Annotated in this window: 23 protein-coding genes and 1 tRNA gene; 11 read left to right on the top strand and 13 right to left on the bottom strand. The window is 50.0% G+C overall.

Annotation, left to right across the window (positions count from 1 at the left end):
* The first annotated feature begins 34 nt into the window (after positions 1 to 34).
* The 3 genes from G3M78_02580 to G3M78_02590 are packed head-to-tail and all read left to right on the top strand — an operon-like array spanning position 35 to position 3,847.
* Complete coding sequence (locus G3M78_02580; GenBank protein ID QPJ64341.1) at positions 35 to 1,261, top strand: NAD(P)-binding domain-containing protein; 1,227 nt, start codon at positions 35 to 37, stop codon at positions 1,259 to 1,261.
* Entirely contained in the window at positions 1,258 to 2,619 is a 1,362-nt protein-coding gene (locus G3M78_02585; GenBank protein QPJ64342.1) for an amidase, read from the top strand. Before G3M78_02580 ends, G3M78_02585 begins: the two co-directional genes overlap by 4 nt.
* Before the next feature lie 19 nt (positions 2,620 to 2,638).
* On the top strand, positions 2,639 to 3,847 hold the full coding sequence (locus G3M78_02590; GenBank protein ID QPJ64343.1) for an aminotransferase class I/II-fold pyridoxal phosphate-dependent enzyme: 1,209 nt from the start codon (positions 2,639 to 2,641) through the stop codon (positions 3,845 to 3,847).
* 16 nt (positions 3,848 to 3,863) lie between these two features.
* On the opposite strand, the gene G3M78_02595 is transcribed toward G3M78_02590, so the two are convergent.
* Positions 3,864 to 4,775: a cysteine synthase family protein gene (locus G3M78_02595; GenBank protein ID QPJ64344.1), complete on the bottom strand. Its 912-nt coding sequence runs from the start codon at positions 4,773 to 4,775 to the stop codon at positions 3,864 to 3,866.
* A 394-nt stretch (positions 4,776 to 5,169) separates the two neighbouring features.
* On the opposite strand from G3M78_02595, the gene G3M78_02600 reads away from it, so the two are divergent.
* Both G3M78_02600 and G3M78_02605 read left to right on the top strand, forming a co-directional pair.
* Positions 5,170 to 6,474, top strand: coding sequence for a hypothetical protein (locus G3M78_02600; GenBank protein QPJ64345.1), 1,305 nt, complete (start codon positions 5,170 to 5,172; stop codon positions 6,472 to 6,474).
* 244 nt (positions 6,475 to 6,718) lie between these two features.
* Positions 6,719 to 10,012 carry a tetratricopeptide repeat protein gene (locus G3M78_02605; protein QPJ64346.1) on the top strand — a complete coding sequence of 1,098 codons (3,294 nt, stop codon included), beginning with the start codon at positions 6,719 to 6,721 and terminating at the stop codon, positions 10,010 to 10,012.
* Here G3M78_02605 and G3M78_02610 read toward each other — a convergent pair.
* The 4 genes from G3M78_02610 to G3M78_02625 all read right to left on the bottom strand — a co-directional run bounded on the left by G3M78_02610 (position 10,009) and on the right by G3M78_02625 (position 13,842).
* Entirely contained in the window at positions 10,009 to 11,406 is a 1,398-nt protein-coding gene (locus tag G3M78_02610; GenBank protein QPJ66743.1) for a glycosyltransferase family 2 protein, read from the bottom strand. The genes G3M78_02605 and G3M78_02610 overlap by 4 nt on opposite strands.
* 26 nt (positions 11,407 to 11,432) lie before the next feature.
* The gene (locus tag G3M78_02615; GenBank protein QPJ64347.1) at positions 11,433 to 12,527 is read right to left on the bottom strand and encodes a HEAT repeat domain-containing protein; all 1,095 of its coding nucleotides are present in this window, start codon (positions 12,525 to 12,527) and stop codon (positions 11,433 to 11,435) included.
* Positions 12,528 to 12,659: 132 nt separating this feature from the next.
* Positions 12,660 to 13,292 carry a response regulator gene (locus G3M78_02620; protein ID QPJ64348.1) on the bottom strand — a complete coding sequence of 211 codons (633 nt, stop codon included), beginning with the start codon at positions 13,290 to 13,292 and terminating at the stop codon, positions 12,660 to 12,662.
* Between the two features lie 304 nt (positions 13,293 to 13,596).
* Positions 13,597 to 13,842, bottom strand: a complete 246-nt coding sequence (locus tag G3M78_02625) for a hypothetical protein (GenBank protein ID QPJ64349.1) — start codon at positions 13,840 to 13,842, stop codon at positions 13,597 to 13,599.
* 110 nt (positions 13,843 to 13,952) lie between these two features.
* Here G3M78_02625 and G3M78_02630 point away from each other — a divergent pair, with 110 nt between their 5' ends.
* Together G3M78_02630 and rpsU are read left to right on the top strand one after the other, a co-directional pair.
* Positions 13,953 to 14,132 carry a hypothetical protein gene (locus G3M78_02630; protein QPJ63870.1) on the top strand — a complete coding sequence of 60 codons (180 nt, stop codon included), beginning with the start codon at positions 13,953 to 13,955 and terminating at the stop codon, positions 14,130 to 14,132.
* Positions 14,133 to 14,153: 21 nt separating this feature from the next.
* Complete coding sequence (gene rpsU, locus G3M78_02635) at positions 14,154 to 14,360, top strand: 30S ribosomal protein S21 (GenBank protein QPJ66744.1); 207 nt, start codon at positions 14,154 to 14,156, stop codon at positions 14,358 to 14,360.
* Positions 14,361 to 14,534: 174 nt separating this feature from the next.
* Here rpsU and G3M78_02640 read toward each other — a convergent pair whose 3' ends face one another.
* Entirely contained in the window at positions 14,535 to 14,708 is a 174-nt protein-coding gene (locus G3M78_02640) for a hypothetical protein (GenBank protein ID QPJ64350.1), read from the bottom strand.
* A 58-nt stretch (positions 14,709 to 14,766) separates the two neighbouring features.
* Here G3M78_02640 and G3M78_02645 point away from each other — a divergent pair, with 58 nt between their 5' ends.
* From G3M78_02645 to G3M78_02660, 4 genes are all read left to right on the top strand, one after another.
* Positions 14,767 to 14,985 carry a hypothetical protein gene (locus G3M78_02645; protein QPJ64351.1) on the top strand — a complete coding sequence of 73 codons (219 nt, stop codon included), beginning with the start codon at positions 14,767 to 14,769 and terminating at the stop codon, positions 14,983 to 14,985.
* Between the two features lie 269 nt (positions 14,986 to 15,254).
* Positions 15,255 to 16,244 carry a nitrite reductase, copper-containing gene (nirK, locus tag G3M78_02650; GenBank protein QPJ64352.1) on the top strand — a complete coding sequence of 330 codons (990 nt, stop codon included), beginning with the start codon at positions 15,255 to 15,257 and terminating at the stop codon, positions 16,242 to 16,244.
* An 83-nt stretch (positions 16,245 to 16,327) separates the two neighbouring features.
* A complete protein-coding gene (locus G3M78_02655) occupies positions 16,328 to 16,558 on the top strand; it encodes a hypothetical protein (GenBank protein QPJ64353.1) in 231 nt (76 codons plus the stop codon).
* A 196-nt stretch (positions 16,559 to 16,754) separates the two neighbouring features.
* The gene (locus tag G3M78_02660; protein QPJ64354.1) at positions 16,755 to 17,669 is read left to right on the top strand and encodes a glutaminase; all 915 of its coding nucleotides are present in this window, start codon (positions 16,755 to 16,757) and stop codon (positions 17,667 to 17,669) included.
* A 93-nt stretch (positions 17,670 to 17,762) separates the two neighbouring features.
* On the opposite strand, the gene G3M78_02665 is transcribed toward G3M78_02660, so the two are convergent.
* The 7 genes from G3M78_02665 to G3M78_02695 form a co-directional block, all read right to left on the bottom strand.
* Positions 17,763 to 18,155, bottom strand: coding sequence for a CBS domain-containing protein (locus G3M78_02665; protein QPJ64355.1), 393 nt, complete (start codon positions 18,153 to 18,155; stop codon positions 17,763 to 17,765).
* A 56-nt stretch (positions 18,156 to 18,211) separates the two neighbouring features.
* Entirely contained in the window at positions 18,212 to 18,652 is a 441-nt protein-coding gene (locus G3M78_02670) for a CBS domain-containing protein (protein QPJ64356.1), read from the bottom strand.
* A gap of 317 nt (positions 18,653 to 18,969) precedes the next feature.
* Positions 18,970 to 19,581 carry a cell filamentation protein Fic gene (locus G3M78_02675; protein ID QPJ64357.1) on the bottom strand — a complete coding sequence of 204 codons (612 nt, stop codon included), beginning with the start codon at positions 19,579 to 19,581 and terminating at the stop codon, positions 18,970 to 18,972.
* Entirely contained in the window at positions 19,578 to 19,814 is a 237-nt protein-coding gene (locus tag G3M78_02680) for a hypothetical protein (GenBank protein ID QPJ64358.1), read from the bottom strand. The genes G3M78_02675 and G3M78_02680 overlap by 4 nt, the downstream gene beginning before the upstream one ends.
* Before the next feature lie 146 nt (positions 19,815 to 19,960).
* Positions 19,961 to 20,060 (bottom strand) — tRNA-OTHER (locus G3M78_02685).
* A 130-nt stretch (positions 20,061 to 20,190) separates the two neighbouring features.
* Complete coding sequence (locus G3M78_02690; GenBank protein QPJ64359.1) at positions 20,191 to 21,684, bottom strand: carboxypeptidase M32; 1,494 nt, start codon at positions 21,682 to 21,684, stop codon at positions 20,191 to 20,193.
* 30 nt (positions 21,685 to 21,714) lie between these two features.
* Complete coding sequence (locus G3M78_02695; GenBank protein ID QPJ64360.1) at positions 21,715 to 23,655, bottom strand: methyltransferase domain-containing protein; 1,941 nt, start codon at positions 23,653 to 23,655, stop codon at positions 21,715 to 21,717.
* Positions 23,656 to 23,671 lie beyond the last annotated feature (16 nt).

Raw genomic sequence — 23,671 nt, forward strand, 5'->3', positions numbered from 1 at the left:
TTTTTCTTCCACTCCTGCAATCCAATAATTCCAGATGCCTTTGATAGAAGCCATCGTCATCGGCGCCGGACAGGCGGGTCTGGCGATGAGTCGCTGTTTAGGCCGTCGCATTATTCCGCACATCGTTTTGGAGCGCGGCCGGATCGCCGAGCGCTGGCGCAGTGAGCGCTGGGATTCGCTTCACCTGCTGACCCCGAACTGGCATACCCGCTTGCCGGACTGGAGCTATCGGGGCGAGGACCCCGAGGGTTACATGAGCGTTCCCGAACTCGTTACATTTTTCGAAGACTACGCGCAATCGTTCAGTGCGCCCATACATGCCGGGCGAAATGTTGATTCCGTCCAACCGATTCCCAAGGGATACGAAGTGCGAGCCGGATCGGAAATTTGGCATACGCGCGCGCTGATCATTGCCACCGGGCACTGCGACGTCCCTTACGTGCCGGATGTCGCCGCTGGCCTGAATTCGCAGATCGTTCAATTGACGGCGCCGCAGTACCGCAACCCCGATCAGCTCGACCCGGGCGGCGTACTGATCGTCGGCTCCGGCGCTTCGGGATCGCAAATCGCTGAAGAAGTTGCGAAATCGGGCCGACGCGTGACCCTGTCTGTGGGCAGACACCGGCGCCTGCCGCGACGTTACCGCAACCAGGATATTCTCTGGTGGATCGACCGCATGGGTATTTTTCGCGAACCCGCAGACCCATCCACCTCACGTGGTTTCCCCGCCCCGCAACTGGTCGGTTCGAACGAAGGTCGTTCTCTCGATCTTGGCATCCTGCAGGAACTCGGAGTAAGATTGACCGGTCGGGTGGCGGCGATTGAGGGGGTCCGCGTCCGCTTTCATTCAAATTTAGAGAACTCGATTCAACAGGCAGAAGAAGAGATGCGTAATTTTCTCGACCGCATAGACTCCTTCGCGGACGCGCATGAACTGGGCGGCATCGCAGAAAGGCCGGAACCGGCGAGACCGGAACCGGTGAGCCCCGCCCCGCCGCCAGACGAAATTGATCTTTCCAATGAAGGCATTCGCACCGTGATCTGGGCTTCGGGCTATCGTCGCGCCTATCCCTGGTTACAGATGGACCTGCTCGACGATCAGGGGGAATTGCGCCATCGCGACGGCGTGACAGACGCGCCCGGGATCTATGTGATCGGCCTGAGACGCCAGCGCTTGAATCATTCCAATTTCATCGACGGAGTCGGAGACGACGCCGAGTTTCTCTCCGAACACATCCTTCGTCATCTCGCTGAATCATGAAAACCTCCCACTCGATCAGCCAGCTGGGACGAATGCTCCGCGACAGAAGTCTGGGCTGCCTGGAACTGACCCAAGACGTTCTCGGCGAAATAGACAAACGCAATCCGCATCTGAATGCCTTCAGCAATATCACTCGGGAACGCGCTCTCCAGGAAGCCGCTCAGGCTCAAAGCGAACTGGACCGAGGCCTGGACCGCGGCCCCTTACACGGCATTCCCTACGCGATCAAAGAACTCTTCGACCTGGAAAACGCAGGCGCCAGCGCCGGAACCCCTTTGCTCGACCATTACATTGGCAAAGCAGACGCCGGAGTCATTCGACGGTTGGCAGAAGCCGGAGCGGTTCTGGTGGGACAAACCCACACCAGCCCGCTGGCGGCGACGATCCTTGGCGTCAACCCCGCGCGCGGCACGCCGCACAATCCCTGGAAAAGGGAAGCATATATTCCCGGCGGCTCATCCAGCGGTTCCGCAGTCGCGGTGTCGGCCGGGCTGGTCCCTTTCGCGCTGGGTACGGATACGGGCGGCTCGATCCGCGTCCCCGCCGCCTTGTGCGGGGCCGCCGGTCTTTGTCTCACAACAGGAAGCGTTGATTCCAGTGGAATGCGGCCCCTGGCGCCAAGTCTGGACAGTATCGGCCCGCTCGCCCGCTCCGCACAGGACATCGAATTCGTTCGCGCCGCCATTCAAAATGGCGAGACGAAGAATCCGCCTGACCTTAAAGACCTGAGGATCGGCGTTTGCGAATCGGTTTTTTTCGACGACGCGCAGGAAGAGATCCCTAACGCCGTCTTCTTAGCGGCGCGAATACTGGAAAAACTCGGCGCAACGATTTTCAATGTGCAGTTTGAGGAGCTGGAACGTTTGCATCAACTCGCTTGCGAAACGAGTTTGATTGCGGCGGAAGCCTACCCACTGCATCGGGAAATTGTCGACCACCCCGATGCCGACTGGGTTCTGCATTGGCTGAGAGTTGCGCGCGACTATTCGCCTCAACATATCCAGAAGGCGCTGAATGAAAAGAACGCGATTCAGGCGCAACTGGCGGAGCGCATGCGCGATCTGGATGCGGTTCTGGCGCCGACGACGCCGCGCGTCGCCGTTCCCGTTTCGACTTGCGACAGGCCCGATACCCACGCAGAGCTATCCGCCGCGATGTCTCGAAACACGCGATTGGGCAATCTTGCCGGCTGGTGCGGCCTGTCCATACCATCGGGATTCACAACCGACGGATTGCCGATGGGTCTCATGATATACGCAGGTCCCCGTCAGGAATTGATTGTGATCCAAGTCGCACGCGCCTTTGAATCGTCTTATCATGCAAAGCGCGAAGCGCTTCAATTTTCACCCATACCTTAGCCATCACACAAGGATGCCCATGCAAGCCAACAATTCCATGTCCGTCGAATTTTCGAGCGTGAGAGAGCAAGCGCGCGAGGAATATGAAAAATTTCTGGGGACCTTCCTTCGGGACAGCCCGGTTGTGGCGCGACGCGGCGACCCGAAAGTCGCTGATCTGGTGTTTGGAGATCCGCATGACCCATCGCTGTCCGGCATTGCCGAAGCCTTGCATGCGGCGGTTGATGTCAGCGCGGATCTGGGCTATCGCTACCTGCATCATTTGCCCGAAGCGCGCGAAGCGGCGACGGATGCGCTTTCACAACGCACCGGGCTGAATTTTGAGAGCGATGATTTGTTTCTGAACACTGGCGCCTTTTCCGGTCTGGTCTGTTGCCTGCAGGCCTTGTGCGATCCTGGTTCCGAGGCGCTTTACCTCAGCCCACCGTGGTTCTACTACCGCTCCATGATCAAGTCCGTCGGCGCCATCCCGAAGGGCGTGGACCTCAATCCGGAAGACTGGGGCCTGCCGCTGGATGCGATCAAGTCTGCGATTGGCCCGAAAACCAGCGCCGTCCTGATCAACTCCCCGCACAATCCGAGCGGCAAGGTATTATCTGACGAAGAACTTTCTGCTTTGGCGGAGATACTGACGGAGGCGAGCCGTCGCCTGGGTCGGGAGATTCCAATCATTTCAGACGAGGCTTATTCGCGCATTGTTTTTGATCAGGCCCATGCGCCGACGCCTGCGCGCCACTACGCCGCGACGATCGTTCTCTACACCTACGGCAAAACGCTCCTCGCTCCCAGTCTGCGAATGGGCTATATGGCGCTGGCTCCCGGCTTTCCCGATTCCGCGCGCATGCGACGTATGTTCGATGCGATCCAGCCGATGGGCGGCTGGTTGCTCCCGACCTGCATCGGGCAACGCGCCCTGCCGCAGTTGGAAAATCTTTGCGTTGATTTAGAACAAATCAAACGTCGGCGCGACCATCTTGTCTCCGCCCTGCGAGAGGGAGGCTATCGAGTCGTTCCCGCCGAGGGGACTTTTTATATGCTGGTCGATAGCCCGGATCCCGACGACATCGCCTTCTCGCTTTATCTTGAATCGCGCGATGTACTGGTTCTGCCCGGCTCCGTACTGGAAACGCCAGGAACGTTCAGGGTATCGCTCACTGCTTCGGACAGAATGATCGAACAGGCCGCCGAAGTGTTCAGAAAGGGCTACACACCGGAATCGCCTAAATAGAAACAGGGATAATTCACTAGAACAGGTCTTCGATGGAAAGATACCTTTCGCCGGTATCATAATTGAAGGTCAGAACCACGTCGCCTTTTGCAATCGTTCCATCCTTGATTTGCTTTTCGACAGCGGCCAGGACCGCTCCGGTGGATACCCCTGCAAACAGCCCTTCCTCTCGCGCAACTCGGCGCGTCATCGCAAACGCTTCTGCATCGCTCACAGGGGCGACTCGGTCCAGACTGTCCACGATCAGGTTATCCGGAATAAAACCGGGGCCGATGCCCGGTATATTATGACTGCCGCCATTGCCTTCGGAAAGCGTTGGCGCCCCCGAGGGGTCGACAGCAACCACTTTCAGATTCTCGATATGTTCCTTCAGGATATCCGCTAGCGCGCTGATATGTCCGCCTGTGCCAAACGCCGCAAAGAGATAATCGAGGCGATCGAAATCGCGAACGATCTCCAGCGCCGTTGTGTTCTTGTGCGAATCGATATTGGCCCTGTTGCTGAACTGTTCGAGCATGATGGAACCGGGAATCGCATCGCGCAAGGCCTGGGCTTTTTTAATCGCGCCGTCAATGCCTTCCTCTTTAGGTGTCAGCACAAGGTCGGCGCCGTAAGCCGTTATGATTTTTCGCCGCTCGATGCTTTGCGATTCCGGCATGACGATCTTGACTTGATAGCCTTTCAGCGGGCCGACCCAGGCGAGACCGATCCCCGTATTGCCGGAAGTCGCTTCAATAAGCGTTCCACCTGGTTTCAGGGCGCCGTCATTTTCCGCCGCTTCGATCATTCCCAGACTGATGCGGTCCTTGATACTGCCGCCGGGGTTTTGCCGTTCCAGTTTGATCCAGATTTCATGCTCCGGGAAAAGCTTGTTCAGCCGCAAATTCGGTGTGTTGCCGATCAATTCGAGTAAGCTGTTTATTTTCATGTGACGATCAATTGATTTCCGGTTCAGGAATGAATGGGAAGGATGTTCCGCAACCTATTATAGAACCGTTTTCAAAGAAAAAACAGACGGAGTCCAATTAGCCATCATACATTTCGCCAGGGATAGAATTTTTTCAGCAGCGCCGCCGTCGATCCCAGGAGTGAAAGTCCGTTAAGTATAAGCGTCTCTGATGACGCTACAGTTATAACAGCACCTTCTGCCAGTCATGTCATTCGCCAGTTTTGTTCTACCCAAAAAGGCTTTATACTCCATTGAGGAGGAATACAAGGCGCTTTGCCTGATAAAGGGAAAAGCTATTTTTTTGAATTATGAAGCGAATGAGGAATGCTAGACAATCGCTCCCATTGATCCCCATCACACGGCCCCTCTTACGATGAAAAATTCAAGAGAATCCAATTTCAACAGACGCTCTATATATTTTTTGAAAATCCTTCTTCCCCTGATTTTATTGAGTTGCGCTTCGCAACCTTCAATCTCTTCAACTCCGGCCCCGCTCACTACTGACAGTCGCGTCGATTTTCTGAACTCTCAAATCAACAAGGGCTGGATGATCAGCTTCAAACTCCCCTCTTGCGATCCTCTGGCCGTCAGCAATTTGAAAACCCGATCCTTCACCTACGATGTTGCGCTTTCCGCCATCGTTTTCAAAATGCTCGGGCAAGATGAGAAAGCGGACCGCCTGTTGTCCACAATTGAAACATTCATCACCGCCGAAAATGGAATAGAATTTTCCTACGACGCCAACGACGGCCCTCTGGGAATGCGCTATGTAAGAACCGGGGCTGTCTCCTGGCTTGGATACGCCCTGGTCTACGCGGACCGACTCAAACATGCGCAGATTCTTGCCGAGTTTCTACTGACCCGAAGAGTCGTATCGCAAGGCGACTCAAGGAACGGTCTTTTCAGAGGCGGCTTCGGAGAGATCAAAAAAGAGACTTTTAACGACAAGGAAATTGAATGGATTTCAACCGAACATAATATCGACGCCTATTTTTTCTTTAGAGATCTGGGACTCAAGTTAAGCAACACGCATCCACAAAACGCTTCACGATATTCCGCCGTCGCTCGTGATCTGAAAGACAGGATCGTCGATACGCTTTGGAATCCTGAAGGTCGTTATTTCTACAGAGGTCTCAATATGCAAGGTCTCGACAGGGAAACGCCTCTGGACGTTCAAACCTGGGGGGCCTTGTTTTTAACCGCCACCGGGCATGGAGAGAAGGCTCGTTCGGCGCTTCAATTCGCCAGAAAACATTTTTTACTGAAAAACGTTTCGGTCAAGAAAGAACTGGACGATGAACAAAAATTCAATTGCCAGTATGAGTGCAAGAACACTTCATTCATTGGATTCAAACCCTATCTGGCGTCTCCTGAATACAAACGCCCTCCCGATTTGATCTGGACAGAAGGCTCTTATGGCTACAGTCTTGCGGCGAAACGCCTTGGCATCGCCGAACCGGAATTGGAATCCAGCCTCAATCAACTGGAGAGCTGTAACCTTTATGGCGGCGTTTTGCAAACAACGGAAACGCGAAGCCCCATTCCTTATGAGTTTCATGCATGGGAGTCCACAGCCAGCACCTCCTGGAGCCTGATCGACTCGCTGGAATCCAGTTTGCCAGAACACAGGAAGCTCTGGACTTCAGACAAAGCCTCGAAATTATTATCTTCTAATTGAATCTGATCGTTGAATACATCTTCAGCCCCACAACGTTCAGACTTCATATTGCCATTCCATCTCTGATTTACTGCCATAAAGCCGACACTCCTATACCATTGATTTATGTAGACTTTTTTCATTATTCCGAATATAATTTAAACAAATTCATATAAATTTAATCTAATTACATAACTCTGCAAAGTGAACGCGCAACAGGTTTGGAGACCTGCCCCAGCCGTGCTTTCCTTCTGCCAAAGGGACTATGAAATCAATATACAAATCAATGGCGCAAGCCTTGATCTTGATATTATTGGGTTCCGCAAGCCTGACCGGCTTGTCAGGCGCCAAGGATCGTCCCGCCTACGCCGCAGATACAAATTCAACGCCCGCAAGCCAGTCTTCCGATTCTGATAGGATCGAGGCGGTCTCGAACCCGTCTGGTTCCGAAGAAACGGGACTGTTCTCCGGTCTTTCAAAATATTTTGAAAGTTTCATTCATTATTTTGATTCCCTTTTCTTCCAGAAGAACAAAATTCAAAAACTGCTGGATGACAAGAACTACCTGCAAGCGGAAATAGAACTCAAGGCGCTTCTGGAGCAGGCCCCAAATGATGCGGACTATTTGAGAGTCTACGCCGCAGTCTTGCTCATCAACGCGAAAGCCGATCCTGCCATAGAAATTTACAATCAGGTGATCGAACAATTCCCAAGAGACATGGACTCGCGCCTGGGTCGCGGCAGAGCGTTTCTTTCGAAAAAGGATTACCCATCCGCATTGAGCGACTTCAGGTATGTGCTGGACAGACAAGGCGACAATCAAAATGCTTTGAAAGGATTGGCGGATACCGAACAGGCCATTCAGTATGAAGCGCAACTCCAAGCCGAACGGGCAATCGCTCAACAAAGAAATCGCGATATGGAAACAGCGGCGAGCCTGACACAGGAACAAAAATACTCTGAAGCGGCAAACATCTATCGCTCTCTCATCGAGAAAAATGAAAATGATCTGGAAGCAAAACTATTTTTAGCGAGGAGCTACGCCCTCAACAACCAGATTGATGAAGCGCGATCCATGTACCAATCCGTCAAGTCAATCGATCCAAACAATGTCGATCTTCTAACAGGCGAAGCCTATCTGCTGGCCAAGGAAAACAAGAACGACGCCGCTGTCGTCAATTTTCAAAGAGCGCTGGAACTGGACAAGAACAACAGCGATGCCCTGCAGGGCCTCAAAATGATTCAGGATCGCGAACAAAACAGAATTCTTCAGGCCGCCGTAAAGAACAAAAAGGAAAAGATTAAATCCCTGCTCACAAGGGCTTATAAATTGATAAGTTTTAAGAAATACTCTGCCGCAGAAGAAACTCTGGAGAAGTCATTAAAAGAATTTCCCAATCATCCTGAAATCAGCTTTTATCTGGCCCGGACAAAAATTTTTCAAAACAAATACAAAGAGAGTTTCGATCTTATAAACCCTCTGATCGACAACCAACCCGACAATGAAGATTATTTGAATCTGCGCGGGCGGGTCTTTATCGCCACGGGGCAATTGGACAAGGCCGATTCAGATTTCGTCCGGGTATTACAGATCAACAAACAGAATGTTGAAGCAAAGAATGGGATCCAACAGATCGCAAAAATAAAGGCATCCACTCTACAAGAGAGTGTTCTCGCTCAAAAAAGGCAATACCTTCAGAACCATCGGGAGCAATTGAAAGAACTTCTGGACAACAATCAATATTCAGAGGCGATAAAAATTTGCAGAAGCGTTCTTGAAAAATATCCCGACGAACTCGCATTCCAGATCACTCTCGCTCAAGCTCTTGCTCTCAATTCAGAAATGGAGGAAGCCGAAAATTTATACGCCGTTCTCATAAACAAACATCCTTTTAATAGCGAATTGATAATCGGTCAGGGATTTTTATTTCTGCGACAAGGGCAACTCAATCAGGCTCAACAAGCGTTTCTCAAAGCTCAGGGAATCGATAGCGACAATCAGGACGCCGCCACGGGCCTGGCATTACTGAAAGAACGCATTGAAAAAGAAACGATCGCCGCATTCATCCGTGATGAATGGGACAAGGCAAACACCCACATCCAACGCGGCGACTATGAGACTGCCATTCAAAGCTATCAGAGCGTCCTCGATCAACATCCTGACAATCTGGACACTCAGATTCTACTGGTTCGCGCTCACCGCCTGGCTTCAGATCTCCCGAGCGCGGAAAACCTGCTCGACACCCTCATTCAATCACACCCGGGAAATGCAGACCTGTGGGCAGAAAAAGGTCAGATACATTCTCTTAAAGGCGACGATGCCCTGTCCCAGGAGAGTTTTGAAAAAGCGCTTGAGCTAAGACCGGACAGCCAGGAACTTCGCATCCGCATTGCCCGTATCATTCAGGGCAGAGCCTATGATTTGCTATTGACCCGGTTGAAAGCGCTCGAGGAGAATAAAGAGTTTGAAGCCGCAGAAGCGCTCATCAGAGAGCATTTATCAAAACACCCCAAGGATGCGCAAACGCACTATCTTCTGGCAAGGAACCTGCGTTTTCAAAACCGCTACAACGACTCCATCGAAATCCTCAATGCTCTGCTGAGTCAAGCTCCATACAATATGGACTACCTTGCCAGCCGCGGAATTATCTGGAGAATATTAAGAGAAACCGACAAAGCCAAACTGGACTATGAGAAGGCCTTGTCTCAAGACCCCGAGCGGGTGGACCTGCTTTTGGGCAGAGGCCATGTTGCGGTTCTGGAGAAAGAGTATTTCGAAGCGGAAGAGTATTTCAATCTGGCGTACGAACTTGCTCCTGAGGAGCCTGAAACGATCGAGTCCAAAGCGCGTATCGAAAACTTCGTCAAAGACACCGTGGTGGAATCGTTTCAAACCGAGACTTTTAGCGGGGGACGCGATTCCAGACACACACAGCGCCTCGAATGGTTTCACCCATTCAATTCCAAATTCAGAGGCAGTGTTGGGATGGAAAGCGTATTCATTTCAGGAGACGCCGATCACACGGGAATCATCTCGGGGAATTACGATCTCTGGGACGATCTGAACCTGAGAGGCCAATTCAGCTTTTCCCCCTCTCCAGATGTGGTCGCCAAACAAATCTATGAAACGGAAATCACCAAAAGCATCAAAGGCATTCCGCTGGAAGCCCTGTTCATGTATCGATACATGGATTTCGAGGAATCCAATTTCCATCTGATTTCGCCCGGCTTCAATTATTATCTCAGCGAGCATACCCGCGTTCTGGTTCGCGGCTATTTTGGCTTCCAGGAAAACGGCAATTCCCATTCCGCGTTTTTAAACATCAATCACGAATTCAGCCCAAGCTTATCCGCTTATATTGGCGGAGCCATCGGTAATGAATCCTTTACCATCGTATCCGGGGCGGACACGCTGGCGGTGGATTCCATCTCAATGCAAATGGGAATTAAATGGAGGATTTCGGATCGGTTCTCGATTGGCTTTAATTACGTTTACGAAGAGAGAAAGGATCAGTTCAACAGGAACCTTTTTGGAATCGTGATACCCCTGCGTTTTTAAAATCCTTTCTTCTCCATAACCCCCCAACCTACTTTTTTCTTCATCGCATACTGGAATGTGCCGACCAGGCGCCACCAGGTATTCGCCGGGCGATAGATAAAGGTCTCTAGCGCCGACAAGCCGCACAGAATAAGCACATGGCTCAATTTCGGATAACGCCGGAAGGTCATCTCCTCAAGGATCACCGCGCCCAGAGAAAGCACTATATTTAGAATGATCGCTCCTATAAAAAACAAGATCGCCAACTCTGCATTCACCAGATCGAAATACCAGGCGACCAAAAAAAGAATCACCCCGACGAATTCGACAATCGGCCCCAAGCCCTCAAAAATGAGAAAAAAGGGGAACGCGAGCATACCAACCACGCCATACTTTGGATTTAAAAACATCGTTGAATGGACGGACAAGCATTGCAACAAGCCCCTCTGCCAGCGCTTGCGTTGCAGGCCAAGCACCTTGTAAGTTTCAGGCGCTTCGGTCCAGCAAACCGGGTCCGGAATATATACAATTTTATATTTTTCTTTTTTCTGGCGAAGATGTTTATGAAGCCTCACCACCAGCTCCATATCCTCACCGATAGCATCCGCCCAATAACCGCCAACGTCAATGACATGTTGTTTTTTGAAAAGGCCGAAGGCGCCTGAAATGATCAACAGGCAACTGAAAGAAGAAAACGCCACTCTCCCCGCCAGAAAAGCCCGGAAGTACTCCATGATTTGAAATTTACCCAAAAGGGTTTTGGGCAATCCCACCTCGTCTATGATCCCACCCCTCACCTTGCACCCGTTGATGATTCGAACCGTTCCGCCGGCGGCGACAGTAGACGTGTCCTGAATAAAGGGTCGAATGATTTTAAGCAGAACGTCCTTTTCTATGATCGAATCCGAATCGATCGCGCAGAACAAGGGATATGAAGATGCATTGATGCCAGCGTTCATTGCGTCGGCTTTACCGCCGCCGTTGACCTTGTCGATCACAAGCAAATTAGGGTGCTTCTTAGATTCATAAACTCCGCGGACTGGCGCGCATTCCACCTGTTTCCGGTAAACCTTGTTGGTAATTTTCAAGTCAAAAGAATCTTTAAGGTATTCCAGAGTTCTATCCGTCGAGCCATCATTGATGACCACGACTTCATACAAAGGGTATTCCAGTTGTAGCAAAGAATTGACGCTGTTTACTATGGACGCTTCCTCGTTGAACGCCGGAGCCAGGATAGAAATCGGCTTGGAGAAAGGGGATTGAAAGACGCTCTTCAATTCGACCAATTGAACCAGCTTCAGGTATTTTCGAATCGCAAAAAAAGCGAGAACAATCAGAAAAATATAGATGCTGTTTAGAACCAGAAAATAAGAAACAATGAAGGTGTTGTAGAGCGTGATCAGAGGCTGGGCAATGTTCAAATAGATCTGATCTAAAATAATCATACGTTCACCAGTTGCCGGATTACATCCCGCGTGAATGGATCCTCAGTTTCTTTAAATAATTTTCTCAGATAATCTTCGCCGGACCTTCCTGTTTTGAAAATCGCGGTGGCGGCGTGAAATCGGCACCACCAGTCCTGATCTCCCAACAAACCCGCCAAGGCTTCAAAAGCTGTTTCATCCTTGAAATTGCCCAGAGCCTTCGCCGCCTGAGACCTGATGGTTGGGTTGTGATTTTTCAGGCAACGCACCAGCGCGGGAAACGATCCGATTTCAACCAGATTCCCAAGAGCCTTGATAACATGTATTCTTTCTTCATCGCTGTTCGACGTTTCAAGCAGTTGCGTCAAAAAAGGCGCCACTTCAACCCGCCTATAGTGCCCGAGAAAATCAAGTATTTTCGTTCTCGATCGCGGCAATTCATTATAAATAGCAAGACTCTCCGAGATTTCAGCAACCACGCCCTTTCCATACCCCAATAAAATTTCTGCAAACATTTCTCCCGAGAGATTCTCTTTGGCCAGCAAGATCGCAAGAATTTTCCCTACTGATTTGCTATCTCCCATTTTCATTAAAGCGGTGGATGCGGCGTAAGACACCAAATCGTTCTCATCAGACAAGGCCTCCGCCAAATCCTTCTTCGCCTCATCCGCCCTTATCTGACCGAGTCGATAAGCCGCCAATGCGCGCCTGAAATAATCCGACGAATCGCGCAACTGCTCAAGCTCCCGATCCAGAAGCCCCTGCTCTCTAAAAATATTGCGAATTTTCTTTGCGTCTCCCCCTCTTATGTTCTCTAAATAATAAAAGAGAAACTCAATAAACATCTCCAGGTCTTTATTCTTAACCACCATATCGAATTGAGCGTCAGGCAGTTCCTCGCTCAGATATTGGAACAATTGAACGCTCCATAGATCAAAATTTTTCTTCTTTCTATTTTCGTAGAAATCCGATTTCACTCGCACATATATAATGTAGAAAAAGAAACCGACTGCGGTGGCTAGAGTGGACAGGGTGAGGATGACGGCAATGGTGACTACGGGGGCTTTATTGAAATAAAAGGAAACGAAGACCAATAAGGGATTTTCAGTCATCAGGACAAATAATTTTCAGTTGGATTATAACCGCGTTGCATACCCTCAACACAATTCACATATCACTAGTATCGACTGAAATATCGACCCTTCCAACCCAGGCGACTGATCATTGTCCTTAAAACTATAAACTCATTTTCTCCCGGATCTTTTTAAAGTCATCTTGATCCGCAATAGCATCTCGTCGGGATTAAACGGTTTGGTAATATAATCGTCGCCGCCTAGCTCAAGGCCCTTGACGATGTCCTGACTTAAGGCCTTGGAGGACAGAATGATGAAGGGGATATCGCAGGTTTCAGGATCGTTTTTTACCCGCTCCAGAACCTGCAGGCCATTGATGTAGGGCATCATGATATCCGTGATCACCAAATCAGGATTTTCTGATTTAACGAAACGGAGCGCTTCTTCCCCATCTTTTGCCCAGACAATGTTGTAGCCTGCTTTTTTTAAAGAATACTCAAGGAGCTTAAATAAGGGCGGCTCGTCCTCCACAACCAGGATCTTTTCTGCCCGAGGTTTTATACTGTCTGAGTCCGAATCTGTTTTCGGCGACTCAGAATCGGTATCCGCTTGTTTCGTAATGAAGTATTGTTTCAGTTGAGTGTGTTTGCCCAAACTGATCCAACGTTCGCCATCTTCGGATATTTTATCCTTTCTGGAAAGCTCTCCATTCTGTATTCCCAGAATCAATGATTTTGCAGGAAAATCTTTTTCAATTTTCCCCCCTCTCATCAATAAAACTGTTTTTAATGGATTGCCCATCAACTTTCCCTTATAAATTTATCAAGGCGCCGTCGGGGACCAGGTTGAGCAAAGTTATTTATTATGAGCCACTCAACTTCCGTCTCGCCAAAAGTATTATAAGAGTCTTTCCATATATAAAAACAAAATTGTTTCCAGGATTGCGACAATCTACCCTATCCTCACCCTCTTTAAATTCACCTGCAACACCACTATACTTTTCATGCGCACGCTGTATTGCCTGATTGCTTTTTAGGGCAGATAGGCTATACTGTATGAAACTACATCATCTGCATCTCTTCTGTCTGCAGACTTCTGGCAGAGAGGTTCAAGACGGCGTAAACAGTGAAAAAGTAAGCATCTCCAGGATTTCTTGAGGACGGACGTCCCCTTTCAGGTGTTGCGAACAAACCGCTCTTTTTGAGGCGGTTATTGCTTTTTTAACAGCGGAAACAGGCAACACGGGACGAAAGATTTCGAGACCTGCAACCTCGAACAACGTCAACGGCCCCCAACCCTGCGCATAATACAATTGTGCGGCAAGCCGCAGTGCACGATCATCGTCTTTTGACATATTCAGTTTCGATCCGTTTGCAGACGAGTCAAACTATCTTTGAATTGGCAGTAAGTTTTTCCAGCGTTTCTGGGAACATCAGGCAACAACAGCTCCACATGAGGTAACTTATGCACGAAGTAAAAGTCTACGACGGTTCAGGTAAATTGAAAAAAGTGATTTCAGTCAAACAACTGAACGTCCGATCCGAGAAACAATTGGAGTCTCCCTCTTTTTTCGGTAGAAACAAAAAAGCTGGAAAACCGGCGGACAATGAATCGCCGCAACCTGCGCCCAATAAAGCGCCTTAAACTTTTTACTCTGGAGGTCTTATTTCTCAGGTCATTGTGGTTCAAAACCAGGTCGAACGGGCGTTAAAAGTTTTAAAGCGCCAACTCAACAAAGAAGGATTGTTCAAAGAACTCAAAAGCCGACGCTTCTTTATGAAACCGTCTGTTAAGAAAAAATTGAAAATGAAGGAAGCCAAGAAAAAGCGCAAGGCCGCGAAGCGAAGATCCCGAAATTTCTGGCAACAATAAAACTCCAGGCGCCCAGGCCCCCTACCGTTTTGATAAACAGCTGAGGTTCAATGAGCTGTGCATTCCTAATCATGGAAATTAACGGGGGCTGAAACGGTTTCATCCACTTGGACCCCTTTACCGTTCTGCGATTGCAAACCATTTTCGGGAGTTCGCCATGGAAAACTACGTTTTTTACGTTCTCGTTGCATCGATGCTGTGCAATTTTGTCGTCTTGGGAATTTCTATAAACCGCCCCAATTCATTTGTACCCGTCAGTTTGTCCGCCATTTCCATTTCTCTCCAAGGCGCTGCCTTGCGAATGGTCGCTCTCAACTCGATCAATTCTTGAGTCTGTACTCTCAACATCTAGAGGCCAAAATCCTATGGATGCTTTCTCCCAACCATTATATGGAGGTTCACGAAAGTGACCACTACAACCACATCTCTTAAAGAACAGATCGAAGCCCTGATGCAAACCTGCACAGAGTTAGCCACCGAAGCGGACAAGCGAAGACAAACCGCTTCTACAAAGTTTGAGTATTACAAATTTGAATTTTCGGACGGCGAGCGCAACGCCTATGAAACGATCGCCAAGAAATTAAAATCCGTCCTCGACAAAGCCGAGAAAGAAGCGGCGAAATAAAGTTTTCCACAAGCCCGCTCACAACCGTCTGGCTTGCAGGGCCGACCGACCCGTCGGCCCTTATCCACCCTTTTGCAGCACAAATTAATCACAATAAATACAATCAATTAGAAATTTTTTCCTATTGGCGGGAATAAATTAAAGATTTAAAGGTCTTTATATCAAGAATAAGAAATTTTCTTATATTTTTGTCTTTAATTTTTATCTACAAAATTGAGAACGTCAAAACGCATTACCGACGGCCTCTCACACAAACACCAGGGGGAAAAATGAAAACCAGATACCAGATCACTCTGTTCAGCATGTTCACGCTACTTTTCAACATCTTTTCGGTCTCCGCTGTCGGAGCCGAAATTCAGGCCAGTCTCGCCACCGCTCCCAATGTTCCCGCTCCTGTGAAACACAACAAGCCGGAAACCGTCGTGATTAAAATGCAAGCGAAGGAATACATCGGCGACCTTGACGAAGGAGTCAAATATGGCTTCTGGAGCTACGACGGAACCGTGCCCGGCCCGATGGCGCGAGTGCGCGTTGGCGACACCGTGCAGTTCCATCTGAGCAACGCCAGCGACAGCACACAACCGCATAACATTGACATCCACGCCGTCAACGGAGCGCACGGCGGCGCGGCCCTCAGCATGGTCTCCCCCGGGGAAGTGAAGATTTTCTCCTTCAATGTCATGGCCCCCGGCTTGTACATCTACCATTGCGCCGCAGGCTCCATCGTCGACCACATCGCCAACGGCATGTACGGCTTGATACTGGTCGAACCCGAAGGAGGTCTGCCGAAAGTGGACAAGGAATTCTACGTCATGCAAAGCGAATTCTTCACAACGGATCCCGAAGACGGTCTGGCGAGCTTTGATTTTCAAAGAGGACTGGATGAAAATCCGACCTATGTGGTTTTCAACGGAAAAAACGGGGCGCTCGTCGACACAAATGCCTTGAAGGCAACGGTTGGCGAAACGGTACGCATTTTCTTCGGGAACGTAGGCCCCAACAGCGTGTCTTCCTTCCACGTTATTGGAGAAATTTTTGATTCAGTCTACGTTGAGGGCGGCATCGGTGGAACCGTCACCAGAAATATTCAAACCACTCTGGTTCCCGCCGCAGGTTCCACCATCGTCGAGTTCAAGGTCGACTATCCCGGCTCTTATGTTCTCGTGGACCACAGCATTTTCAGAGTCGCCAAAGGCGCTCTGGGCCACCTGGTTGTAGACGGCCCAAAAAATGAAAAAGTAGTTCGCGCAGGCAAGTAACAGGACCTATATTATAAGTAAGGGGAGGAATTTTTATTCCCCCCCGAATTCTCCTGAATATCAATCTACGGAAGGAGACAATCATGGATATTTACGATAAATGGTTTGAAATTTTGTCCAAACGCCTGGAACTGGGCCAACGCTTCGGTCTGCGCATGCAGATGGAAGGAGAAGGCAAGTTCAAGGATTTTCAGGGCGAGCATGAAATCCCTGCGCTCAAAACATTTCTGGATAACGCTCGTCATGAAAAAATTGAAGATCTCATCATACGCGGAGCGGATGCTCAGGACAGCGTTATCAGCGAATGCGTATAACGCCTGAGCGCGTCGTTCGTCATTGAACACATATCACAGGAGAGGCCTCGCAGGATCGCCGGATCACAACCCGGCGTTTGGCGGGGCCTTTTCGTATCCGTCGATTCTGCCCGCCTGCATTCCCCACCCGCTATTTTTTAGTTCATGATCTGAAAATTTGAGAAGCATTTTGAATAAAAACAGATAGAATGCGCGCATGAACTACAAAAAACTCTTTGCAGAAATCGACCTCGAATTAAAAGACCTGGAAGACAAGGGTAAAGTCGCCTCCTACATCCCCGAATTGCGCGACGTGGACCCCGCCAAACTGGGCATTCATCTTGTCACCGTCGACCAGAAAAACTATAGCCTCGGAGACAGCGCCGAGAAATTTTCCATTCAGAGTATCTCCAAGGCGCTGACCCTGACCCTGGCCTTTAAGCTCGACGAAGACAAACTCTGGAAACGCGTGGGCGTGGAACCTTCCGGAACGCCTTTCAATTCTCTCATCCAGTTGGAATATGAAAAGGGCATTCCGCGCAATCCCTTCATCAACGCAGGCGCGTTGGTGACCTGCGACGTTCTCCTCAGCCGCCTCGATGATCCCAAACAAGAGTTCATCGAATTCGTCAGAAAGATTTCCGGCAATCCCAAAATAGATTACAGCCCGCACATTGCAGAATCAGAAAAACGCACTGGCTTCCGCAACAACGCCCTCATCAACCTGATGAAAGAGTACGGCAATATCAAAAATAAAATTGATGATGTTCTTGATTTTTATTTCCACCACTGCTCCATCGAAATGTCCTGCAAGGAACTGGCGCATGCCTTCTTATTTCTTGCCAATTATGGAGTCCATCCCAAAACCGGAGAAGAGATCATCGACGGCAGTAAATCAAAACGCATCAACGCCATCATGCAACTCTGCGGATTTTACGACGAAGCGGGAGAGTTCGCCTTCAAGGTCGGTTTGCCGGGGAAAAGTGGCGTGGGCGGCGGCATCATCGCGATTCATCCCGGAAAATTCAGCATTGCTGTTTGGAGCCCCAAGCTCAACAAAAAGGGAAACTCTTACAAAGGCATGAGAGTTCTCGAATCCCTCACCAGCAAAACCCAATCCTCCATCTTTTGAATACGCTCCCGGCCATTCACAAAAAAAGACCCACGGCAAAAACCGTGGGCCGAACTTCCTGCCAAAACTATATTGAGACAACGATGGATCGAATCACTCCTGCATGCGAAAATCCTTCGCGTAAAAAATGACAAGGTCTTTCACGGACAACATGCCGACCACCTTGTTCTCCTCCGTCACGACCAGATGACGAATCTTTTTTTTGATCATCATTTCATTCGCCATTTCCACGGGAAGATATTTGTCGATGGAAATGATGGGCTGGCTCATCACGTCAGAGACCATCGTTGTATCCGGATTGAGGCCCTTGCTCAGAACCTTGCGAGACAAATCAGTTTCCGTGACCAGCCCCACATACTCCCCAAGCTCCTGAATAAGAACCGAACCCACCTCATGCGTTTGCATGAACAACGCCGCTTCTTGCACTGACGACTGGAAATCTACAAACAACACGGGGGAACTCATGTATTCTCCGATATCATCCATTGGCTTTCTCCTTTGTAGTCAAGTTGTATTACGTTATACGAAAACCTGTCGCGTTGCTAAGTTCTCAAACGCGGGTTCGCATAATAAGAAACCAAATCCTTAACTGACAACATACCGATGATCTTTCCCTCCTCTGTGACGGCAAGATGACGTATACCGTGCTTTGCCATGAACTTGTTCGCTTCCTCAACCGGACGATCCGCCGCCAGCGTATGAAGCGGCGTTGACATGATCGAAACAACTTTTGTCGATGCGGGATCAAGCCCTTGCCCCAACACCTTCCGAGTCAGGTCGCGCTCCGTCATAATGCCGACAAAAGACTCTCCTTCACTAATAAGAAGAGAGCCAATATTGTGGCTTTCCATAAACTGAGCGGCTTCTACAACTAATGTTTGTGAATCCATACTCAGAACAGGAGCGGACATGTAACCGCCAACCTGCTCGCCTGAATTGTCCATGGATTTTAAAAATCGGTGAGGCACGTGTTTGGTAGGCATAATGAACCTCTCGTTTAAGATAACGGCGCTCCGCTCAAGACGGAGATAAGTTGCAAACAACCGTTCCCGGAACAAGAATGTTCAGCAATCCCGTTCACGGGAAGTCCTGTTTAGATGAAACTCCGCAGGCGCGGGATTCATCCAAGTGGAGTCAACAGGGTGCGCTCCTTACTGGACGAAGTCAATCGAATCCGACCTAAACAACTGATTTATTTGGAGAGTTATAAATGAGGGGAATGACCTAAAACACTCGGAAAATCAATAAAAAATCAAAGTATGATCGACCCCAGACATTAGCAGATTGAGTCTGTCTACAATCAAATTTCTTTTGAAAGAATTCTCAAGAAACCGCCAATGAGTTGTTCCGGGCGTTGATTATGAGCTTCCACCATGGCTTTCAAATGTTCCTCAACAGAAAGTTTTTTCCAGTCGATCCGGTATCCAAGCCGTTTTAGAATCTCGCCGAAAAGCAACTTCTGAGTTCTTCCATTGCCCTCGCGAAACGGATGCAAGGCGTTGCATTCGCTAAAATAATAGGCCAGCCTGCGGCAAAGATCATTCAACGCCAAACCCTGAAGAAAATTTTCCCGACTCAATTCATCGAAAACCCTCTTGCCCTCAGATTCTATGTTTTCAGGATGAGCGAACAATGTATTTCCCTTTGACATTTGTACTGTACGGAATACTCCTGACCACTCATAAATATCCTGAAACAGGATATGATGAATTTCCTGCCATAGCTTCAGGGTGATCGGCTTATCCTGCATCGCGCTCATAGCTTCAGGCAAGCGCACAACAGTTGCATTAAGCTCTAACGCTTCCAGTTCTGCGGCGTCAGTCACGCCTGGGATATTTTTGAGAATTGTTGAATTGGGGTATTGGTAGATATCGGACCCGTCGTTCCAGTAGGAATCTTTTGGGTCAGTCATACCCTGAGTTCGTGGCTGTATTGCCTGCAAAGCTCCAGATACTCGCTTGCAGTCAGCTTTTCAGCGGCAAATAAATCTTGTAGTTGCAGAGACAATGCGGAGGGGAGAATACCTTCGTATTCGCTGATGATCAAAAAATCGCTGATTTGCCTGCGACGCGAATCAATCTGTTCCGGCGTAAGGCGCGATGGGCGGGATTGAATAATTTCAATTTTTTGCTGTAGGGAGTCCATGCTCTCGTCTCCTATATGATACTCAATTATACCATCAGAGGTTCCAATACGGACTTTGCAAATAGGCTTGGATTATTAAAAAAATATGTTGATTTCAGTCACATGTATATAAATTAAAAATTGATTATATTAATTTAGTTAAAAAAAGCGGTGGCGGGACTCGAACCCGCAACCTTCCCCCTCATACCCTGGCGCCTCCAAAGTATGTCGTAAGATGGGAAACTCTATCCAATTGAGCCGCTCCGCTACAAGTTATCAATAATCTGCCTTTTCTATGATAAATAATTTTTATGATCCATCAGAAAAATGAAAATATGTGTCATCGCGACAAACGTGTAATTTTTTCAATTTTCAGGGTCTCTACCATACAGCCCGGTCACTCATCAACATACTTCCCTTGCAGATACTCCAGATAACAGTCCGGGTTCAATGGACTCCCCGTCGCCTGCCGAAGCAGTTCGCCGGTCGATAAGCGCGCTCCATGCTGATAGACTTTTTCGTTCAGCCAGGCGAAGAGCGGCGCGAAGCGGCCTTCCTGTATGTCTTGCATGATGCTTGGGAGTTCCCGTTTCAAAGTTTCGAACAATTGCGCCGCGAAGATCGCGCCCAGCGCATAGGTCGGGAAATAACCAAAATAGGCCTGCGGCCAGTGCGAGTCCTGCAGGCAACCGCGCGTGTCGGTATCCGGCGCGATGCCCATATACTGTTTGAATTTTGCGTTCCAGGCTTCCGGCAAATCCTTCACGCGAAGCGAACCGGCGAACAAATCCTTCTCCAGTTCATGCCGGACGATGACGTGGATCGTGTAGGTCGCCTCGTCGGCGTCCATGCGGATCAAACTTTTGTTGACGCGGGTTGTCAGTCGGTACAGATTTTCGCTGTCCCAGGCCGGCCCGGAAACGCCGAAGGTCTTGCCGATCTTTGGCGCGGCAAAGCGCATGAACTCGCGCGTGCGCCCGATCATCATTTCAAGAAACAGCGCCTGGCTTTCATGCACGGTCATGCCCTGATCGCGGCCCACTGGCTGAAAAAACCATTCCGACGGCAGACCAAAATCATACATCGCGTGACCCGTTTCATGCAGGACTCCCATTAAACCCGACAGCACGTCGTGCTCGGCAAATAAGGAGGTGATGCGCAAATCTTTCGAAGTGCCTTCGGTGAAGGGGTGCAGGCTTTCGTCAAGCCTCCCCTTGTCAAAGGGAAAGCCCATGATCTTCATGATCTGTTTGCCCAGCTCTTTTTGTCGGGCCTTCGAGATTTTTTCTGTGATCGGTTTGGGAGGATGCGCCGACTGCTTTTCAATCGCGTTCTCGATCAAGCCCGGGAGTCGTTTTCCCAGGCGCTGAAAAACCGCGTCGATCTCAGCCGACGTTCTACCGGGGTCGTGCTCTTCCAGCAAGGCGTCGTAAGGCGAGCATTCAAGCGACGCGCCCAGCAGACGCGCCTTCTCGCGAACAGCGTCGACGACTTTTTCAAGTTGCGGCGCAAGCAGTTTGAAATTATTTTCCTCACTGGCCTGTCGCCAGACCACTTCCGCTTTGGTCGTGGCGCGATGCAGGGAGTTGGTCACGCGTTTGGGAATCGCGCGCGCATAATTCCAGTGGCGGCGAATCTCGCGCACGTTCGCCTTCTGCCAGTCTGGCAGGGAGTCAATCGACGTCTCCGCCCTGTCCAGCAGAACGGAGGTTCGTTTCGAAAGGAGGATCGCCGTGCATTCCGTGTCGAGCAAAGCCAACTGCTCGGCGCGAATGCCGGAACTGCCGAGCGGCATCAGCACCTCGGCGTCCCAGCGCAACAAATGAGTGATACTGCGAAGTACCTGAACGCGCTTGAATCGTTCTTCAAGCCGTTGATAGGCTGTGCGCATGGTCTTAGCGCAGGAGGCGGTAGAAAATCATCAGGATCGACCTCGAATGCGATCCTTCGCGGCCTGAAGAATCATCTCAAGCAATTGCCAGTATTCCATCCCCGCAAAACCGGCCATCAGGTTCAGCTTGCCATCCCAGCACCAGCCGGGATTGGGGTTGACCTCCAGCAATTTGATATTGCCCTCGCTGTCGGCGCGGTAATCAAAACGCGCGTAGTCCTGGCATTCCAACCGCTCAAACAAGCGGCTCGAAAAACTCATCAGCTTGCGGTAATTTTCTTCATCCAGCTTCGCTTCTTTATACTGAATGCGATTCCAGTAGGGCGATTCGGGAACCCATTTCGAATCATAAGACAATATCGGCGGCAAGTCCGAAGGCAGTTCGCTGTAATCGACTTCCAGAATGGGCAGAACTTCGAACTTGTCGGCGTTGCCAATCAGGCTGACGCTGTATTCCGCTCCCTGCAAATATTCCTGAATAAGAATCGGAACGCCCGGCAAAATTTCGCGCAGATAATCCAGATAGCTGATCAATTCCTCCGCGTTATGCACCACCGATTTGGAAGTGATGCCGATCGAACTGTCGCCGCAACTCGGTTTGATGAGCGCCGGAAAATACGAAGGCAGGTTCGCCGCCTGATCGTTGGGATCGAAATAGGTTTCCATCGGCACGCTCACGTCCAGACTCGCCGCCAGCGCGCGCACATTGGCCTTGTTATAACAAAGCCAGAGACAGCCCGGTCCCGCGCCCGTATAGGGAACGTCCATCAACTCCAGAAACGCGGGAACATGCAACTCCTTGGTCGGATCGTTATTGAAACCCTCGTCGCATAAATTCAAAACCAGCCCCGGAGAACGCGAGTTCAACTGCTGGAACAAATTCTTGTGATCGTCCAGATACGTGAACTCATACTGAGAGAGCTTCGCCAGATTGCTCTTCAGAATATTGATCGTCTCCATATCCTCCGCGTTGAACTTGCCGTCCTTTTTGACCGAGTCCGGCAATCGCGGATCGCCCATCAACACCGTAATACGAGACGTTTCTTTCTTTTCCGCAGGCAGGGGCGCCGCTTTGACCGGCCCGCGCGCCGTGATGAACAGACGGTTCGCCATCATCCCCAGATCCTGACCGCGCGTCGATTCCGAAACCAGATTGCCGTGCGACTGAACCTGCGTGAAATCCAGTTTCTTAAGCAGAGCCGTGATCTCGTCGAGCGTGTACAAACGCTCCGCATAGAACTGATCCGCCAGCACGCCGATTTCCGAATTGGTGATGACCTCGCGCGAAATGATGCGTTTGCGATCCTGCGTCAACGAACGTTCGCGATTCACAAAATGCGTCTGGTCGATCCACTCCCAGGATCGCGGTTCAAAATTCTGCGCCATCCACACGCCGTCCACGATATCGAGCACCAGCTTGCCTTCCGATTTTAAAATCCGCTTGATGGATTCGAGAATCTGGATGTCGTCTTCTTCTCTCTCAAAATACCCGAAGGAATTGCCCATCACGATGACGCAGTCTCTGGAGTTTTCCAGACTTCTGAACTTGCGCGCGTCGCCCTCGGAGAACTGCACCTTCAAATTGCGCTTTTTGGCGCGCTTGCGCGCCAGTCGAATCAGGTAACGCGAACGATCCAATCCCGCCACGTTCTGAAAACCGCGCGACGCCAGCTCCAGGGTGTGCCGACCCTGACCGCAACACAAATCCAGAATATGATCCGAGGGTTGCAGGTTCGCAGACTTGACCACCCAGTCGATATCGCGAACCGTGTTCAAATCGTTTTCGACCACGTCCCCGTCGGTTTTCAAGTACAGGGAATTGAAGATATCCCGCCACCATTCCGGCGGTAGGTGACGTTCCAGATCGGAAACCGGACCGAGGGTTCGGACTGGATTGAGCTTGCCTTTTTTGGCAGGGGACTTCGGAGACGCAGGGGTTTTGCTTGCTTCGTTCGGATTTTTATACTCCATCGGAGTGGTTGCACCT

It is taken from the genome of Candidatus Nitrohelix vancouverensis, from assembly GCA_015698305.1.
GTDB lineage: Bacteria > Nitrospinota > Nitrospinia > Nitrospinales > VA-1 > Nitrohelix > Nitrohelix vancouverensis.

Bases quoted from the DNA above. Each gene is read 5' to 3' on its own strand.
- G3M78_02640 (QPJ64350.1), bottom strand. From the start codon at position 14,708: ATGTTGAGAGTACAGACTCAAGAATTGATCGAGTTGAGAGCGACCATT.
- G3M78_02690 (QPJ64359.1), bottom strand. From the start codon at position 21,684: ATGCGCACAGCCTATCAACGGCTTGAAGAACGATTCAAGCGCGTTCAG.
- G3M78_02660 (QPJ64354.1), top strand. From the start codon at position 16,755: ATGAACTACAAAAAACTCTTTGCAGAAATCGACCTCGAATTAAAAGAC.
- G3M78_02590 (QPJ64343.1), top strand. From the start codon at position 2,639: ATGCAAGCCAACAATTCCATGTCCGTCGAATTTTCGAGCGTGAGAGAG.
- G3M78_02670 (QPJ64356.1), bottom strand. From the start codon at position 18,652: ATGCCTACCAAACACGTGCCTCACCGATTTTTAAAATCCATGGACAAT.
- G3M78_02655 (QPJ64353.1), top strand. From the start codon at position 16,328: ATGGATATTTACGATAAATGGTTTGAAATTTTGTCCAAACGCCTGGAA.
- G3M78_02695 (QPJ64360.1), bottom strand. From the start codon at position 23,655: ATGGAGTATAAAAATCCGAACGAAGCAAGCAAAACCCCTGCGTCTCCG.
- nirK (QPJ64352.1), top strand. From the start codon at position 15,255: ATGAAAACCAGATACCAGATCACTCTGTTCAGCATGTTCACGCTACTT.
- G3M78_02665 (QPJ64355.1), bottom strand. From the start codon at position 18,155: ATGGATGATATCGGAGAATACATGAGTTCCCCCGTGTTGTTTGTAGAT.
- G3M78_02595 (QPJ64344.1), bottom strand. From the start codon at position 4,775: ATGAAAATAAACAGCTTACTCGAATTGATCGGCAACACACCGAATTTG.
- G3M78_02675 (QPJ64357.1), bottom strand. From the start codon at position 19,581: ATGACTGACCCAAAAGATTCCTACTGGAACGACGGGTCCGATATCTAC.
- G3M78_02600 (QPJ64345.1), top strand. From the start codon at position 5,170: ATGAAAAATTCAAGAGAATCCAATTTCAACAGACGCTCTATATATTTT.
- G3M78_02625 (QPJ64349.1), bottom strand. From the start codon at position 13,842: ATGTCAAAAGACGATGATCGTGCACTGCGGCTTGCCGCACAATTGTAT.
- G3M78_02680 (QPJ64358.1), bottom strand. From the start codon at position 19,814: ATGGACTCCCTACAGCAAAAAATTGAAATTATTCAATCCCGCCCATCG.
- G3M78_02605 (QPJ64346.1), top strand. From the start codon at position 6,719: ATGAAATCAATATACAAATCAATGGCGCAAGCCTTGATCTTGATATTA.
- G3M78_02585 (QPJ64342.1), top strand. From the start codon at position 1,258: ATGAAAACCTCCCACTCGATCAGCCAGCTGGGACGAATGCTCCGCGAC.
- G3M78_02630 (QPJ63870.1), top strand. From the start codon at position 13,953: ATGCACGAAGTAAAAGTCTACGACGGTTCAGGTAAATTGAAAAAAGTG.
- G3M78_02615 (QPJ64347.1), bottom strand. From the start codon at position 12,527: ATGACTGAAAATCCCTTATTGGTCTTCGTTTCCTTTTATTTCAATAAA.
- G3M78_02580 (QPJ64341.1), top strand. From the start codon at position 35: ATGCCTTTGATAGAAGCCATCGTCATCGGCGCCGGACAGGCGGGTCTG.